The sequence below is a fragment of the Synechococcus sp. H60.2 genome (assembly GCF_047462315.1).
Classification (GTDB): domain Bacteria; phylum Cyanobacteriota; class Cyanobacteriia; order Thermostichales; family Thermostichaceae; genus Thermostichus.
This window is the reverse complement of sequence record NZ_JANSIZ010000061.1, coordinates 1-15,918: the sequence shown is the minus strand read 5'-3', so window position 1 is coordinate 15,918 and position 15,918 is coordinate 1. Positions and strand designations below refer to the sequence as shown.

At 61.3% G+C, this 15,918-nt stretch carries 12 protein-coding genes; 7 read left to right on the top strand and 5 right to left on the bottom strand.

Annotated features, from left to right (window positions below; all coding sequences use genetic code 11):
* Positions 1–187: 187 nt before the first annotated feature.
* Positions 188–2,020 carry an ABC transporter ATP-binding protein gene (locus NW845_RS09940; protein ID WP_414366565.1) on the top strand — a complete coding sequence of 611 codons (1,833 nt, stop codon included), beginning with the start codon at positions 188–190 and terminating at the stop codon, positions 2,018–2,020.
* Here the strand turns inward: NW845_RS09940 and NW845_RS09935 are convergent.
* Positions 2,017–2,223 carry a hypothetical protein gene (locus NW845_RS09935; RefSeq protein ID WP_414366566.1) on the bottom strand — a complete coding sequence of 69 codons (207 nt, stop codon included), beginning with the start codon at positions 2,221–2,223 and terminating at the stop codon, positions 2,017–2,019. The two genes, NW845_RS09940 and NW845_RS09935, sit on opposite strands and share 4 nt — an antisense overlap.
* Before the next feature lie 175 nt (positions 2,224–2,398).
* Here NW845_RS09935 and NW845_RS09930 point away from each other — a divergent pair, with 175 nt between their 5' ends.
* From NW845_RS09930 to NW845_RS09920, 3 genes are all read left to right on the top strand, one after another.
* Positions 2,399–2,770, top strand: a complete 372-nt coding sequence (locus NW845_RS09930) for a hypothetical protein (RefSeq protein WP_414366567.1) — start codon at positions 2,399–2,401, stop codon at positions 2,768–2,770.
* Positions 2,771–2,973: 203 nt separating this feature from the next.
* Positions 2,974–4,485, top strand: coding sequence for an AAA family ATPase (locus tag NW845_RS09925; RefSeq protein ID WP_414366568.1), 1,512 nt, complete (start codon positions 2,974–2,976; stop codon positions 4,483–4,485).
* 124 nt (positions 4,486–4,609) lie between these two features.
* Positions 4,610–4,960, top strand: a complete 351-nt coding sequence (locus NW845_RS09920; RefSeq protein WP_011429224.1) for a DUF1257 domain-containing protein — start codon at positions 4,610–4,612, stop codon at positions 4,958–4,960.
* Between the two features lie 119 nt (positions 4,961–5,079).
* Here NW845_RS09920 and NW845_RS09915 read toward each other — a convergent pair whose 3' ends face one another.
* Positions 5,080–6,318: a phosphoglycerate kinase gene (locus NW845_RS09915; RefSeq protein WP_414371721.1), complete on the bottom strand. Its 1,239-nt coding sequence runs from the start codon at positions 6,316–6,318 to the stop codon at positions 5,080–5,082.
* A gap of 171 nt (positions 6,319–6,489) precedes the next feature.
* Between NW845_RS09915 and pds the strand changes: the two genes are divergently transcribed.
* The 3 genes from pds (at position 6,490) to NW845_RS09900 (ending at position 9,787) form a co-directional block, all read left to right on the top strand.
* Positions 6,490–7,902: a 15-cis-phytoene desaturase gene (gene pds / locus NW845_RS09910; protein ID WP_414378365.1), complete on the top strand. Its 1,413-nt coding sequence runs from the start codon at positions 6,490–6,492 to the stop codon at positions 7,900–7,902.
* A 116-nt stretch (positions 7,903–8,018) separates the two neighbouring features.
* The gene (locus NW845_RS09905; RefSeq protein ID WP_414334895.1) at positions 8,019–8,897 is read left to right on the top strand and encodes a phytoene synthase; all 879 of its coding nucleotides are present in this window, start codon (positions 8,019–8,021) and stop codon (positions 8,895–8,897) included.
* Positions 8,898–8,971: 74 nt separating this feature from the next.
* Positions 8,972–9,787: an ABC transporter permease gene (locus NW845_RS09900; protein WP_414378363.1), complete on the top strand. Its 816-nt coding sequence runs from the start codon at positions 8,972–8,974 to the stop codon at positions 9,785–9,787.
* Here the strand turns inward: NW845_RS09900 and NW845_RS09895 are convergent.
* The 3 genes from NW845_RS09895 to NW845_RS09885 form a co-directional block, all read right to left on the bottom strand.
* Entirely contained in the window at positions 9,784–14,829 is a 5,046-nt protein-coding gene (locus tag NW845_RS09895; protein WP_414378362.1) for a DEAD/DEAH box helicase, read from the bottom strand. The genes NW845_RS09900 and NW845_RS09895 overlap by 4 nt on opposite strands.
* A gap of 157 nt (positions 14,830–14,986) precedes the next feature.
* The gene (locus NW845_RS09890) at positions 14,987–15,175 is read right to left on the bottom strand and encodes a type II toxin-antitoxin system VapB family antitoxin (protein WP_414378361.1); all 189 of its coding nucleotides are present in this window, start codon (positions 15,173–15,175) and stop codon (positions 14,987–14,989) included.
* Between the two features lie 65 nt (positions 15,176–15,240).
* Complete coding sequence (locus NW845_RS09885; protein ID WP_414378360.1) at positions 15,241–15,825, bottom strand: hypothetical protein; 585 nt, start codon at positions 15,823–15,825, stop codon at positions 15,241–15,243.
* Between the last annotated feature and the right edge of the window lie 93 nt (positions 15,826–15,918).

Genomic DNA, 15,918 nt, shown 5'->3' with positions numbered 1-15,918 from the left:
CCCCCCCCCCCCATAATTTTTTTAATGAACCGGCGACCACCCAGATCAACACATAGTACATCGCCGGCAGCGTCAGATGTGTAAAACACCCAGCCTTTGGGAGAGGGGACGGGGGTGAGGGCCCACCCTCTTCAGGGAGAGAGCTTAGAGTAGATCAGTTGCCTTCATCGTCTTTGGGTGTGAGTCAGTGAGCCTTGCCACCTTTCCTCCTGCTGCTGATTCCCACAGGGATCCCCGCAGCGATTGGCGGTTGCTGCGGCTGCTCTGGCCCTATGCCCGGCGGCACCTGAAGCTGTTGTTGGCCGCCTTGGCCTTTTTGCCGCCCCTGGCCCTAGCCGATGCGGTGCAGCCCTTGATCCTGCAGCGAGCCCTGGACGGCCCCATCGCCCAAGCGCTCGCCCAAGGGAACAGTGGGATCCTCGCCGGCCTCTGGCCCTACGCGGGCCTGTTGATCCTCACCCTGCTGGCCCGCTGGCTTTTTCAAGCCTTGGAAGGGTATACCAGCCAGAAGCTGGGGCAGTTGATGACCCGCGACATCCGCAACGATCTCTTTGCCCACGTGCTGGCCCTGCCGGCCCAATTTTTCGATCGCACCCCGGTGGGCAAGTTGATTACCCGCATCACCAGCGATGTAGAAGCTCTGGGGGATGTGTTTTCCACCGGCGCGGTCGGCATCGTCAGCGACCTCTTTACCCTGGCGGTGATCGCAGTGGTGATGCTCAGCCAGCGCTGGGATCTGGGCCTGCTGCTGATCCTCATTGTCCTGCCGGCCAGCGCTGTAGTTGTCGAGCTGCAGCGCCGCTTTCGCGATGCCAACTTCCGCGTGCGGGAAGAGCTCTCCAAGCTCAACGCCTGGATCCAGGAAAACGTCTTGGGGATTGCCGTGGTGCAACTGTTTCGGCGGGAGCGGCTCAACAGCGAGATTTTTCAAACCATCAACCGGCGCTACATCCAAGAAGTGGATCAGACCATCCTCTACGACGCTGCCCTTTCCGCCGTTTTGGAGTGGGTTGCCTGGCTGGCAGTGGCCGCTCTCCTGTGGGTGGGCGGACAGCAGGTGCTGGCAGCCGGAGGGGGATCCCTGCCTTTACCCCGAGAACCCCTCACCTTCGGCAGCCTCTACGCCTTCATTCTCTTTTCCCAGCGCTTTTTCAACCCCCTGCGCCAGTTGGCGGAAAAGTTCACCGCCCTGCAGGCGGGGTTCACCGCCGTGGAACGCATCGACCACATCCTCAGCCTGCCCGTCGCCATCCAGGATCCCGTTCAGCCGCGCCACCTGCCCCCAACGGCCAAAGGGGAGGTGCAGTTCGAGCAGGTCTGGTTTGCCTACAACCCCGGCGAGTGGGTGCTCAAAGACCTCAGCTTCACCATCCGCCCCGGCGAAAAGGTCGCCCTGGTGGGGCCCACCGGCGCCGGTAAAAGCTCCATCATCCGCCTACTTTGCCGCCTTTACGAGGTAACTCGCGGCTGCATCCGCATCGACGGCGTGGACATTCGCGATCTGCCCCAGGCCGAGCTGCACCGCCACCTGGGCGTGATCCTGCAGGATGGATTCTTGTTCTCTGGAGATATCCAACAAAACATCACCCTGGGAGAGGCAGGGGATCTGGCGGCAGTAGAGCGGGTGGCCCGCCAACTTCACCTGCACGAGCTCATCCGTGAGCTGCCCCAGGGTTACGCCACCCCCGTGCGAGAGCGGGGCAGCAACCTCTCCAGCGGCCAAAAACAGCTCATTAGCTTTGTGCGGGCCCTGTGGCGGGATCCGAAAATCTTGGTCTTGGACGAGGCCACCGCCAGCCTGGATGTGGGCACGGAGGCCCTGATCCAATCCGCCCTGGAAACTCTGCTGCGGGATCGCACCGCCCTCATCATTGCCCATCGCCTTTCCACCATCCGCAATGTGGATCGCATCTTAGTTCTGCAGCGAGGGGAACTGAAAGAACAGGGATCCCACGCCGAGCTCATGGCCCGCAACGGGCTCTACGCCCACCTCTACCGGCTGCAAGATTTAGGCAGCTAGCGACCAGAACCGAAGCGAGACCCAAACGCCCGCAGGGTGGTGAAGCTGGCATCCGCAAGGGCGATGCGGGCTTTGCAGAGGAGCAGATTGCCGTTATCTAGAGCCGTGTCTTTCAGGCTGGCCAAACCGTCGCCGGCCTGCACCAGAAACCGACGGCTCCAGGTGGAGAAATTTTTGCTGAAGGTGTTGATCAGGCGTTCCATGGGGACTGCTCGTTCCGCTCTGAGTCTCCTACTTAGCCTACTCCGCCAGCAAGGGATCTCCGCAAGCCTGAGCAATTTCCGGGAAAACGTTACAGATTATTAAAAACTTGCCGTCAAGGCGGCAGACTAGCTATCATGGGGCGCAAGTCCGGCATATAACGAGAAACGGTTAGCCATGAGTCAGCGGCCAGAGGTTGTGGAAGGCGCAGAGGCCAAGCAAAAGGTGACGTTGTATCTCTCACCTGACCTGCACCGGAATCTGAAGATTCGGGCTGCCGTGGAGCGAGAGCCGATGTCGGCAGTAGCAGAGAAGGCCCTTACCTTCTACCTACTGCACCCGGAGGTCATCGAAGGGGTGCAAGGCAGCGCCTACCGCGTCCACCGCTGTCCTGAGTGCAGCCATCCGTTTGTCATCCGTAATGGAGAGGTGGTTTCGCTTCACCAGCAGTCCGCCTCTGAAGCCATCCTCGAAGAGGTGGAGCCGGAATACTGGGGAGCGGCCTCGGGCTCCGAAGAGCAACGACAAGACGAGCTGGTGCCCTGCTAAGGCTTTTTGCGCTGTTTCTTTGCGCTATTTCAAAGGTATGCCTCTTTGCGAACTTGAGCAGACAGGAGGGGTTTAGAACAAGAGTTAACAAGGAGCAAGCCGGGATATCTCAGATACCTTGAAGACAGGCAAACTCTAGACGCCGTTTCCCCTTCTTTCTGTCGGTTTCGTTCAGATTTTCCTCCGCGCAGTTGGTGTTTCCCATGCAAGAGCTCAGCATTCTCATCCAAGCTCAATACCCACTGCTCTACCTGGTCACCCCAGAGGAAGAACGGGCGGAGGCAGCTTTGGCAGCGATCGCTCGCACTCTCAAGCCGCAGCGGCGCCTGTTTATCTGGACGGTTACCCACGGCATTGTCGAATACGGCAACCCCCGCAGCCTCACCCAGCACAACACCCAATCTCCCCAGCCGGCTATTCAATGGGTGATGGAGCAAAAAGATCCCGCCATCTGCGTCTTCAAAGATCTGCACGACTTTTTGGACAACACCGAAGTCAAACGCTGGCTACGCGATGCCATCGCCAGCTTGAAGGGATCCCACAAAACCATCTTGCTCATGTCGCCGGTGCAGGTGATTCCCGTCGAGCTGGAAAAAGACATTTGCGTAGTCGACTTCCCCCTGCCAGACATGGCCGCCCTGGAGCGCACCCTCAACCGCCAGCTGGAGCAGCTTCCCCGCGGCGGATCCCTGAGCCCTGAGACGCGGGAAAAGCTGGTCAAAGCGGCCCTGGGCCTAACGCAGGACGAGGCGGAAAAAGTTTACCGTAAGGCGGTGGTGATGCACGGTCGCCTCAGCGAGGCGGAGGTCGATATCGTTCTCTCTGAGAAAAAGCAACTGATCCGGCGCAACGGCATCCTTGAGTTCATCGAAGAAGATGAGACGATCGACGCGGTTGGCGGTCTGGAGGAATTGAAGCGCTGGCTGCTGCAGCGATCTGAGGCCTTCACCGAGCGGGCCCGTGCCTACGGCTTGCCCCAGCCCAAGGGACTCCTGATTCTGGGCGTACCTGGCTGTGGTAAGTCCTTGATCGCCAAGACCACCGCCCGCCTCTGGGGCCTGCCGCTGCTGCGCCTGGATATGGGCCGGGTCTACGATGGCTCTATGGTCGGCAAGTCAGAGGCCAACCTGCGCAGCGCTCTGCGCACCGCCGAATCGCTGGCACCGGCCATCCTCTTTATCGACGAGCTGGACAAAGCCTTCGCCGGCTCGGCAGGCTCCAGTGACTCCGACGGCGGCACCTCCAGCCGCATCTTTGGCTCCTTCCTCACCTGGATGCAGGAGAAGCGCTCGCCGGTGTTTGTCATGGCCACGGCCAACCGCGTGGATCGCCTGCCGGGTGAATTCCTGCGCAAGGGCCGTTTTGACGAGATTTTCTTCGTGGATCTGCCCAACATTAACGAGCGCATGGAGATCTTCCGGATCCACTTGAAGAAGCGGCGGCGGGATATTAGCCGCTTTGATCTGCGTCAGCTAGCAGCAGCCTGCGAGGGCTTCTCCGGCGCAGAGATCGAACAAGTTTTGATTGCTGCCATGTACGAAGCGTTTGCCCAGAACCGTGAATTTACGCAACTGGACATTTTGGCAGCAACGAAAGCAACTCAACCGCTATCTCGCACCATGACGGAGCAAGTGGTAGCGTTGAGGGAATGGGCCCAGCAGCGGGCTCGGCCTGCAGCAGCCTCTGTAGCCGAGTACCAGCGGCTGGAGTTCTAGCAGGAGGCGAAAGGCCAAAAGTGCCTTGGCAGAGGCAGAGATGGCTAAACCTAACCCTTCCCTGCTAGAGGTTGCCCATTGTTTCTGTTGATGTTCCAACCCCTACACAAAGGAGAGAAACACCATGTCTCATTTTAGCACCTTGCGCACCAAGATCACCGATGGCCAGATCCTGGTTAACTCCCTGCGCGACCTCGGCTACACCGTTAAGCTGAACGCCGATGTGCGTGGCTACAACGGTCAGCGTGTTCGTGCCGACATTGTGGCCCAGTTGGAGGGCGACTACGATCTGGGCTGGTCCAAGAACCCCGACGGTTCCTACGACCTGATCGCCGATCTGTGGGGCGTGGCCAAGAAGCATAACCAAACCGAGTTGATCAACTCCATCAACCAGAAGTACGCCGTCAACAAGACCTTGGCCGAGGTGAAGCGTCCTGGCTTGAACAACGCCAACGTTAAAGTGGTGATGCACTAAGCCGGATCCGATCTCGCCATTGCTGCGGCCATCTGAGCCGAGTAGAGCAAAAGAGGGGCTGAACTCAGCCCCTACTTTTTTGCTGCTTTTGGGTTGGATGAGCCAAGCAGGAACCTACACTACGCTTCGCTGAGGGCGGCAATACCAGGCAGCTCTTTGCCCTCCAGCAGCTCCAGGCTGGCGCCGCCACCTGTGGAGATGTGGGTCATCTTGTCCGCTAGGCCAACTTTTTCCACAGCCGCCACCGAGTCGCCGCCGCCAATGATGGTGATGGCCCCGGCCTGGGTGAGGTCGGCCAGGGTGCGGGCAATGGCTTCTGTACCCACAGCAAAGCGGTCGAACTCAAACACACCCATCGGCCCGTTCCAGACTACGGTTTGGCACCCCTGCAGGGCAGCCTGGAAGGCTTTGACCGATTCGGGGCCGATGTCCAAGCCCATCCAATCATCGGGGATCTGGTGGATGGAAACCGTCTGGGCGTTGGCGTCTTTGTCAAACTTATCGGCCACCACCACATCCACGGGTAGCAGTAGCTCCACGCCCCGCGCTTTGGCCTTCTCCATCAGGGAGCGGGCCAGCTCCAGCTTGTCGGTTTCCACCAAAGACTTGCCGGTTGGGATCCCTTGGGCTTGGTAGAAGGTGAAGATCATGCCGCCGCCCAGCAGGAGCTTGTCCACTTTTTCCAGCAGCCGCTCAATGACGCCAATCTTAGTAGAGACTTTGGAGCCGCCGATGATGGCCGCCAGAGGTCGCTGGGGGTTCTCGATGGCGCCGGAGAGAAACTGCAGCTCCTTTTCCACCAGGTAGCCGGCCACGGCAGGCTGGAGGTAGGCGGTGACGCCGGCGGTGGAGGCGTGGGCGCGGTGGGCGCTGCCAAAGGCATCGTTGACAAACAAGTCGGCCAGCGAGGCCAGCTTGCGGGCAAATTCCGGGTCGTTGGCTTCCTCTTCCGGGTAAAAGCGAACGTTTTCCAAGAGGGCCACCTGTCCGTTTTCCAGGCGGCTGACCACGGCTTCCGCCTCAGGGCCAATGCAGTCGGGGGCAAAGGCCACCGGCTGGCCCAAGAGCTGGGAAAGGCGGACAGCCACAGGGGCGAGGCTATTGCCCTCGCGGGTGATCTGGAGGGCGCCAGTCTCTTTGTCTTTTTTGATGGGGCGGCCCAGGTGGCTGGTGAGGATAACCTTGGCCCCCGCCTGGGCCAGAGCTCGGATGGTGGGCAGCGAGGCGCGGATGCGGGTGTCGTCGGTAATGTTGCCCTGGGGATCCAGAGGGACGTTGAAATCGGCGCGCACCAGCACACGCTTGCCAGTCAGATCAAAGCCGGATGACAGCAGGGATCCCAGTGTTTGTTTGGCCATCGTCGTCCCTCCCCCTGGAACCAAGAGAATCGCTTTTTTCTCCCGTATCCTACCAGGGATCGGATCCCGGCGGGAAACAAGTGCTCTCCGGGTTTTCTCCCCACCGCCAGTGGCTGGAGCGATTGTAACGGTTTGCAAATAGAATAAATAATGTTGCTCATTGTCATCATCATGCGTGTAGCCATTGCTGGAGGAGGGCTGGCGGGGCTGGCCTGTGCCAAGTATCTATGTGATGCCGGGCATCAGCCGCTGCTGTTTGAGCGGCGGGATGTGCTGGGGGGGCTGGTGGCCGCCTGGAAGGATGCCGATGGTGACTGGATTGAGACGGGTTTGCACAACTTTTTCGGCGCCTACCCCAACACCTTGCAACTGTTCCGGGAGCTGGGCATCTCCGATCGCCTGCAGTGGAAGGAACACAGTTTGATCTTCAACCAGCCGGACAAGCCGGGCACCTACTCCCGCTTTGACCTGCCGGACATTCCTGCTCCCTTCAACGCCATTGTCGGCATCCTGCGCAACAACGACATGCTCACCTGGAGCGAAAAGGTGAAATTTGCCCTGGGCCTAGTGCCGGCCATGGTGCGGGGCCAGCGCTACGTGGAGCAGATGGATCGCTACAGCCTCTTAGAATGGCTGCGCCGGCAGGGCATTGACGAGCGGGTCAACACGGATATTTTTATCGCCGTCTCCAAGGCGTTGGCCTTCATCAACCCAGACGAGATCTCGGCCATGGTGCCCCTGACGGCCCTGAACCGCTTTTTGCGCCAAAAGGACGGCTCGAAGATCGCCTACCTGGATGGCGCCCCGCCGGAGCGGCTTTGCCAGCCGATGGTGGACTCCATCGTAGCCCGCGGCGGCCAGGTGCATTTGAATGCGGCGCTGCAGGCCATCGACCTCAACCCCGACGGCAGTGTAGCGGGCTTTCGCTTTCTCACCCCTGCCGGGCCGCTTCAGGTCACCGCCGACGCCTACGTCTCAGCCCTTTCGGTGGATGCGCTCAAGGAGCTGCTGCCGGCTCGGTGGTGGGAACTGCCCTATTTTCAGCAACTGCGCGAGCTGGAGGGGGTGCCGGTGATCAGCCTGCAGATTTGGTTTGACCGCAAGATTACTCACATTGACCACTCCCTGTTTTCCCGCTCGCCGCTCTTGAGCGTGTATGCCGACATGAGCAATACCTGCCGCGGCTATGCGGATCCACAGCGCTCGATGCTGGAGCTGGTGCTGGCCCCGGCTGCCGAGTGGATCGACCGCAGCGATGAGGAGATCTTCGCCGCCACGCTGGAGGAGCTCCAAAAACTCTTTCCCCAGCACCTCACCGGCCCCAACCCGGCGCGGGTGCGCAAATGGGTGGTGGTGAAAACGCCGCGCTCGGTCTATAAGGCCACACCGGGCCGGCAGCAATACCGTCCCACTCAGGTCACCCCCATCCCCAACTTTTTCTTGGCGGGCAGCTACACCCTGCAACCCTTCCTGGGCAGCATGGAGGGGGCCATCCTCTCCGGCAAGCGGGCAGCCGAGGCCATCAGCAAAGGGATCCCCTCCCCGGCGGCTGCGCTCTCAAGGTTGGCAACCGCAGGGGTTTGATCGCCTCATTTGGAGCAACCTGACTGTCGGGGCTATCCAGCCTGTCCGCTTTCCCGTAGTGTTGAGATGTGCCCTCGCTGTCCCCATCTGGCCCTGCGCCCCTGGAGATGAGCCCGATGAGTCCGCTGGAGCAATCTTTTGCCCTCTGCCGCCAGATCACGGCCAAGCACGCCAAGACGTTTTATCTGGGATCCCTGCTCTTGCCTCGACCCAAGCGGCGGGCCATCTGGGCCATCTATGCTTGGCTGCGGCAGACCGATGAGTTGCTGGATGGGCTGGAGGCCAGCCAGACGGCGGTGGAAGTCACCCGCAGCAAGCTGGAGCAGTGGGGATCCCATCTGGAGTCCTTGTTCCAGGGGGGGGAGCCGCAAGCCCCCACCGACCTGGCCTTGATCCACACCATCCACACCTACCGCCTCTCGATTGAGCCCTTCCGCGAGATGTTACGGGGGCAAAGCATGGATCTGGACACCCGGCGCTACGCCACCTGGGAAGACCTGCGGGTTTACTGCTACCGGGTGGCCGGGGTGGTGGGGCTGATGTGCTCGGAGATCATGGGGTTTGTGCCGGGTCGGGATGGCCGCGAGGAGGCGGTGGCCCTGGGGATTGCCATGCAACTGACCAACATCTTGCGCGATGTGGGGGAAGATGCCCGCCGCGGGCGGATCTATTTGCCTCTGGAGGACTTGCGCCGCTTCAACTACTCAGAGCGGGATTTGTTTAACTATGTCATCGACGAGCGCTGGATGGCCCTGATGGACTACGAGATCCGGCGAGCTCGAGAGCTCTATGCCCAAGCGGAACGAGGGATCCCTACCCTGCAGCCGGACTCCCGCTGGCCGGTGGCCGCTTCTTTGATGCTCTACCGGCAGATCCTCAACGCCATCGAGCGCAACCACTACCAGGTGTTTCGCACTCGGGCCTATGTGTCCACCCTGAGCAAGGCGCTGGCGCTGCCGGTGGCCTGGTGGCGCTCCAACTACTACGGCTATTAGTAGTGACAGCAAGCCGTTTCCCACTGCGGATCCCAGTGGGCAAGCCCCAAACCCGTAAAGAGCGAGGAAAACCTATGGTGAGCCGTGCCCTGACCCTACCCTATCGGCAAATCTGGGAAGACAGTTTAACCATCTTCTGGCGCGACTGGCTGGATCTGCGCGGGCGGGTCTGGCAGGTGGTGGCTTCGGGGCTGGTGGCCCCCCTCATCTACATCGTTGCTTTTGGGGTGGGGCTGGGCGGATCCCTGCGGGCCGAGGCCCTGGCTGACGTGGCTGGATCGACGGCGGCAGGTTCCTATTTACGTTTTATTTTGCCGGGGATGGTGGCTCTTTCGGCTATGACGATTAGCTTTGCCGGCACTACTTTCTCCATTTGTGGATCGCGGCTGTTTACCAAGAGCTTTGAAGAGCTGCTGCTCTTGCCGGTGCATCCGCTGGCGCTGCATTTGGGCAAGGTGTTGGCGGGCATTGCTCGCGGCCTGCTCACGGCCTTGGGAGTGTTGGCGGTGGGGGTGCTGGGGACAGGAGCCTGGGGCCTTCTTCATCCCCTGGCGCTGTTGGTGCTGCTTTTGGATTGCGCCGTCTTTGCCGGCATCGGGGTAATCGCCGGCTTAAAGGTGCCCAGCTTGGAGAGTGTGGGCGTGCTCACCAACTTTTTGATTACGCCCATGTCCTTTCTGGGGGCCACTTTTTTTGATCCCAGCCAGTTGCCAGGCTACCTACAGGTGCTGGTCTATTGCCTGCCCCTTTCCTACGCCAGCATCGGCATGCGGGCAGCCGCCTACCAGCCCCCTGCCCAGTTCCCCTGGTACACAGTGGCGGTGCTGGCGGGGTTGGCAACCCTTCTGGCCCTGGTGGGTGCCTACCTGTTTTCCCACCAGCAGGATTAGTTGCCTTTGCCAAACACCTCTGGGTAGCGGGCCAGTTGCTCCTGCAGGTCTTGGTCGTAGCGCAGGGCAATTACCCGGTAGCCTTGTCCCAAAAGCTGGGAGCGCACTTGGCGATCCTGGGCAGCCTGGTCGGGCTCGTCATGCACTGCGCCATCGCAGAAAACACAGACGTTGGGCTCGTAGAAGAAGTCGACCACGCAGCGGGGATCAGGGATGGCCTTCTGGGCGTCGTCGGGAAGGCGGTAGCCTTCTTCGGCCAGCAACTCCAGAAAGCGGCGCTCCAGGTGCGAGCGAGGGTCGATGAGCTGGCGCAGCCACTCCAGCTGCTCTTGGCGGGAGCGGCCCAGGGGACGTAGCTCGGTGCGGCTGTGGGCCAGCTTGCCCAGAAGATCCCGAATCTTGTATCGGTCGAGCTCCAGTGCCTCCCGTTGGTTGGCGTAGCTGAGCAGGCACTCGTAGCAGGCGGCGCGGCACTCAGGCCGCAGGTCTTGGATCCCGGCTTCTGAGAGCTGGAAGTGGCAGATCTCCAGGGCTGCTCGCGCCACCTCCGCCATGGCCTCTGGCTCCTCCACCAACCGCTGCAGGACGCCGGCTCCCCCTTCTGCCGTCTCGTAAAACAGCAGGGCCCGATGGGATCCCTGGCCAATGGACTCGGCGGCCAGCTCCGTCTCTTCTAGCTCAAAGGCCTCTTCGATCCCCCGCTTGAGGGCGTAGCGCAGGCTGGTTTCTAAAGGTTGGGGATCCCCTAAGCCGGGCTGCGCCAGGCACACCAGCAGCAGGTTTTGGGTACTGCGCACCGCCAGGCGGATGGACTGCAAGGAGGCTCGGTTGGATAAGCCCGCCCTGCTCCGCTCAAGCTGAGCTCGCGAGGGGACTTCCCCATTTTCAAAGTTGACCGAGAAACCCCGCTCTCCACTTCCCCGCCAGCCGTGGTTGATGCGCAGCAGGGTAGCTGCCGGGGCATAGCGCAACTGCAGCAGGGGGGTTTGTCCGCTCAGCACATCAGCTTCTTGGACGCGATAGCCAGAGCTTTCGGGAGCAAACTGGAAGAAGGTCTGCAGCTCGTAGCCCTGTCGCCGCCGCTCCTCTTCGTCAGCCGTGATGCGATCCCGCCGCCGCATGCGCACATTGGGCATTTCCAGAAGCTGGGTCAAGAGGCTATTTTGCCCATCGAACGGGGTGCCGCAGACTGGACAGCGATCGAGGGAGGGATCGGCAAAGGCCCCACAGCTAAAACAGAGCTTGTGGCTACTTTTGCGCTCCTCCAGACCGCCGGGCGGCGCCTGGAACGCCACCGCTTCCCACTGGCAGCCTTCGTGGTAGAGGAAGTTGTGGGGAGCAAACTCGCGGATGGCCAAAAAGCGGGGCCGGGCGATGAACTCCCCCTCGCCGCCGCGGGGCACCCAGGCCCGCACGGGCAAGGCCGGAAAGTTGTAGCCGGGCAGGAAGCCTTCGCTGGCCAAGTAGCGGTAGGGGTAGAAGTCGCTTTCCTCCCGCTGGGTGTCGATTTGGAGCAGCAGATTCCGCTGGCGCAGGGCTTCCCGCTGGCGGCGCTCGGCTTCCTGCTGGTCTTTCTTTTCGCGAGTCGTCTGGAGCTGGCGGTTAGCGGCTTCCAACTGCTGGGTGGCAGCCCGATAGAGTTCTCGCCAGCGGTCGAAAGCTCGGTCAAAAGCCTGGGGCGCCTCTTCGATGACCTGCTGGAGCCAGCGACGGCTAAACCAGCCGCTCTGATCCAGAACTTCTCGATCGGCGGCCAAGAGCGCCTCCACCCGCTCCATCACCTCTTGCCGGGCCGCTTCCCCTAGCTGGATTTGGGCAGCCACCTCTTCCCGCAGGGGCAGCCCCTCGCGATCCAAATCGAGAACTCTTTCCATAGAGTTACCCAGGGGCAGGCGTACCTGGGCCAGCCAAACGGCGTGGATGTGAGCCCGCAGTAGCGCCTCGTTGGTTAAGTCCAGGCGGGGAGGGCGGACACGACCGGCCACCATCTCGGCGCGGCGGCGGAAGTAGTACTGGTCGTGGCTGTTGAAGGCGCCGCAGTAGCTGAGGATGAGCCCCGCCTGCCCCTGGCGACCTGCCCGACCGCTGCGCTGGGCGTAGTTGGCCGGAGTGGGCGGCACGTTGCGCAGATGCACCAGATCCAAATCGGCAATATCGACCCCCAGCTCCAGGGTTGGCGAGCAGACCAAGTAGGGAAGGCGGCGAGCTTGGTCTTCCCCGCGAAAGCGCTTTTCTCGCCACTCCCGCTCTCCCGCTCGAACCACCTGGGCCGTGTGCTCTCTGGCCTCCAGGGATCCCAGCCCTGCTGCCCCGCTCCGATACAGGCGCTGGAAGAAGAGATTGACGGGGCGAGGGGCGGAAGCGTAGCCCTCCTGCTGAGCGCGGCGGGAGTACAAGGGATCCGCAGGCGGCGGCGAGCCATCGCCCAGGCACCAGCGCAGACAGCCAGCGTTGAGCTGGTAGGCTTCCTGGCCATTCTCCCGCCGCAGCAGGTCGTAGCTGACTAGAAGAGAAAGCAGGGATCCCAAAAGCTGGTCGTAGGTTTCCCGGGTTAGCTCAAGGCGCTTGGCAAGAAAGCGTCCGATGGCGCTGCGGGGGCCTAGGCTGAAAGTTGTCCCGTCTTGTCCGTTGCGGCTTTGGCGGACAAAGCAGGTAGCCGTCCGCAGCTCGTCGTACTCTTCTAGGCCCCAAAACTCGTTGAGGTGTTGCTCGGCGCGTCGGCGCAAGTTTCTCTGGAACTCGGTTCTGAGCACAGGCACATCGATGGCCAGTTTGCGCCGAAACTGATCCAGCAGAGCCCGCAGCAGGCGTTCCCGCTCCTCGACGCTGGCCTGGACAAACCAGGGATTGAGGGGGGCCAGGGCCGAGCTCTGGCAAAGCTCCTTGAGGCCGCGGTATTCAATTTTCAACAAGCCCACCTGTTCCAGGTTGGGGTGGGTAACCCGCCAGCCGCGCCGCAGATCCTCGTAGAGGCGGTATTCGGTTAGCTCCGTAAAAGTCCGCCAGACCTCTTGGGCAGCCGGCGACTGGGGATCCAGCAAGGGGTTTTGGGCAATGGCGGCAAGGGTGAGGCCGGCAGCCTGCACCACCTCTGGGGCCACTTCTGCAAAGCCCAGCTCTTGCTTTTTAAGAAGGGCAGCGTAGAGCGAGGCCCGCAAGAGGGCCACGTGGACAAAGTCGTTGAAGTGGCCGGCCTGCAGGGAGGCATCCTGGCGGTTGTCGGTAAAGGTAAGCAGCTTGTCCTGGGCTGCCCCCGTTTGAGCAGCATGGCGCAGCAGAGAAGTGGCCAGAATGGTGGTGGCGCTGGAGCGGCCTTCGCTAGAAAGGGAAGCCAGCTTGGCAAACTCCCGCTCCCGTCCACTGTAGTACTCGCCGCAAGCTAGGCAGAGAGAAAAGGGCTGGGGCTGCCACCACAGCTTCTGGGCTCCTGCCTGGGGCACCTCGGAAAAGGAGCCGTCCGGGCGGACCCAGACCGCTTGGGGGACGCGCCTTCTCCAATGGGGCTTGAGCCGGCCTTCAGGGGTGTACCAATCTTCCGGGATCTGTTCCTGCGACCACTCCCCCTCCAGGGGATCCAGACTCAGGTAGCCAGCTTGCTGCTCTTCGCTTTCCTCCACCTCTTCCCCGAGGGGATAGGGCACAAAGCGATCCCCGGACTTGAGGACATGGTAGTAGTCCTGCCCGCACTGGCGGCAGAACTTGACAGGGAAAAAGAGCTTGCCCTCACCGGCCTGCATCTGCCCCTCCAGGGAAAATTGCCGCTTTTCCCGGCTCTCCAGAGTGGCGTAGAGGGTGCGGCCCTGGGAGATAAATTGGTGCAACTTGAAGGCCACCCCCCTGTTGCCGTCTTTGAGGTTGCTGGCGTGGGCGAGGAACTGGCGCAGAGACTCAGCGCAGAACTGGGGATCCCTGTCAACCTGCTTGGCCAGTTGGGCGGCGACCTCAGAAAGCTCCCTGGGCAGACGGCGCCTGAAGCCGCCATCGGGCGTGGGCTCCAGGCCCAGTTCGTACTCCAGCCAGCGCGTCAGGGGGTGGCGGCGCAGGGTGGCCAGGTCGGCGGGAGGGGGAGAGTCGAGGGCGCTTTTTAGCTCCGCTGCACTAGGAGAGTCACCCTCACTAAAGGGATCCAAGGTTTCCTCGATAACGTGCTCCGCTCTGAAGGGATAGCCAAAGAAGCGGCTGGCAAAGTCGGCCACAATCTGGCGGCGCTCCTGGGCGGTGGCTTCTGGCCGGGAGATCATGGTGGCGCTGGTGCCGATGTGGACAAGGTTTGGGGCGGCGCAGCGCTCCTTGAGGCGCCGCACCAGCATGGCCACATCCGCCCCCTGTCGACCGCGGTAGGTGTGTAGCTCGTCAAAGACCAAAAAGCGCAGTCCACCAGGACTTAAGAAGCGCTGATCCTCAGGGCGAACCAACAGCAGCTCCGCCATCATGTAGTTGGTAAGCAGAATCTGGGGCGGCTTCCGCCGCAGCTCTTCCCGATCGCTTTCGGCAGTTTCCCCGGTGTATTTGGCAAAGCGCAGGGGGAAAGGGCGACCATAGCGGCGCTCGTAGCGTTCGCGCAGGTCTTGCAAAGACTGGTATTGGGAGTTCACCAGGGCATTCATGGGATAGACCACCAGGGCCGTCACCTGGTGCTCGGATCCCTTCTGGCGGATCCAGTTGTCGAGGATGGGCAGGAAGTAGCAGAGGCTCTTGCCGGAGCCGGTGCCACTGGTTACCACGAAACTTTCTCCGGCTAGGGCCTTGGTGATGGCCTCCTCCTGGTGGCGGTAGAGGTGAAAGGGCCTGCCATCCTCAAAGCGGAAGATGTGGGCTGTTTCTTGGGCAATCCGTCCGGCTGCAGCCAACTCGTCAACGGTTGAGCCGTCCTTGTAAGAGGGGCTGAGCTGGACAAGCGGCTCTGGCCAGAGGTGGATCCCTTCTTCTAGCGCTTGGTCTACAAAGGCTTGCGCCCGTGGGTCGGCAACCAGAAAAAACGAGCGGACAAAATCGCGATAGTCGGCCAGGACAGCGGCGTGGAGATCAAAGATCGTGGACATCAAAGCTACTCCACAGGGCCCTCCTAGCCAACCTAAACCCAGTCTGGAAGTGCAGCAAGTATTTTCCTCACCTCCAGTCCCTCTGGGGGAGAGACTTCTGCTGGAGTCAAGTCGCCACCAAGATGAGAGTTTGATCCAGAGCGCAATCTAGAGATAGTCATTGGCACACAAGTGTTGCTCGTGCAAATCTCCCTCCCATTTCAACTTGCTTGCCGCGTAAGTTGCGGATCCCAGCCTGCTTGTGGAGTTGAGCTAGGGTGCGCAGCGCTTTGTGAATCACCTTGCGCTTGGTCTTGAAGCCGGTTACCTGGCGGGCCCACTCGATGAGTTCATCGTCCAGAGCCATGTTGGTGCGTATGGGGATCCGCTTGTGTATAAGAACGCAGTCTTATGCGGATCCTATGCCTAGATTTAGCGGTGCGCCAGCCGCTCCCATGCCTCCAGCACCAAGCGGCGGGTGCGGTATTCGCCAAATTGCCGCATTTCTTTTTCCTTGAGCACGCGGAAGGTCTCGCCGGGGAAGGTGCTGGCAGCCACACGTCTGGCATACCCCGCCGGATCGAGAGGATCTTCCACCTCTTCCCAGGGATCGAGGATGTTTTCTAGCTCACGCTCGGTCAGGTCGGCAGGGTCGAGAATGTAGCGCAGTTGCTTGCGGGTGAGGCCGTAGAGCCGGGCGTAGTAGGCGTCCAGCTCGGCGCGGAGCACAGCGCGGCGGTCTTCATCCCAGCGGAAAGGTGGGCAGGGGATACCCTCTCCCCCTTGATCCCGCTCTCCCCAAGCTTTGGGAGAGGGGGTTGGGGGGTGAGGGCCAACCACCGCTCGCAGCGCCTCAAAGCACTCCGTCTCGCCAAGGCGGATGGCTTCGTTCCAGACATCGTCCGCGAAGGGCTTCATGTCCCAGGCGGTGTAGGTCAATTCCAACACCCGCGGCACGATGAAGGCGAGGTCGGCAGGGGTGTAGGCACTCGGCGGGAGGACGGGGAGTTGCTTCATGGTGAAGTATTTCAACGATACAGCCTGTTAATTTAAAATAGGGTACAGGTTTTAAGAGGAAGGAGAGAAGGGAATGCCAACCCATTCTTTGGA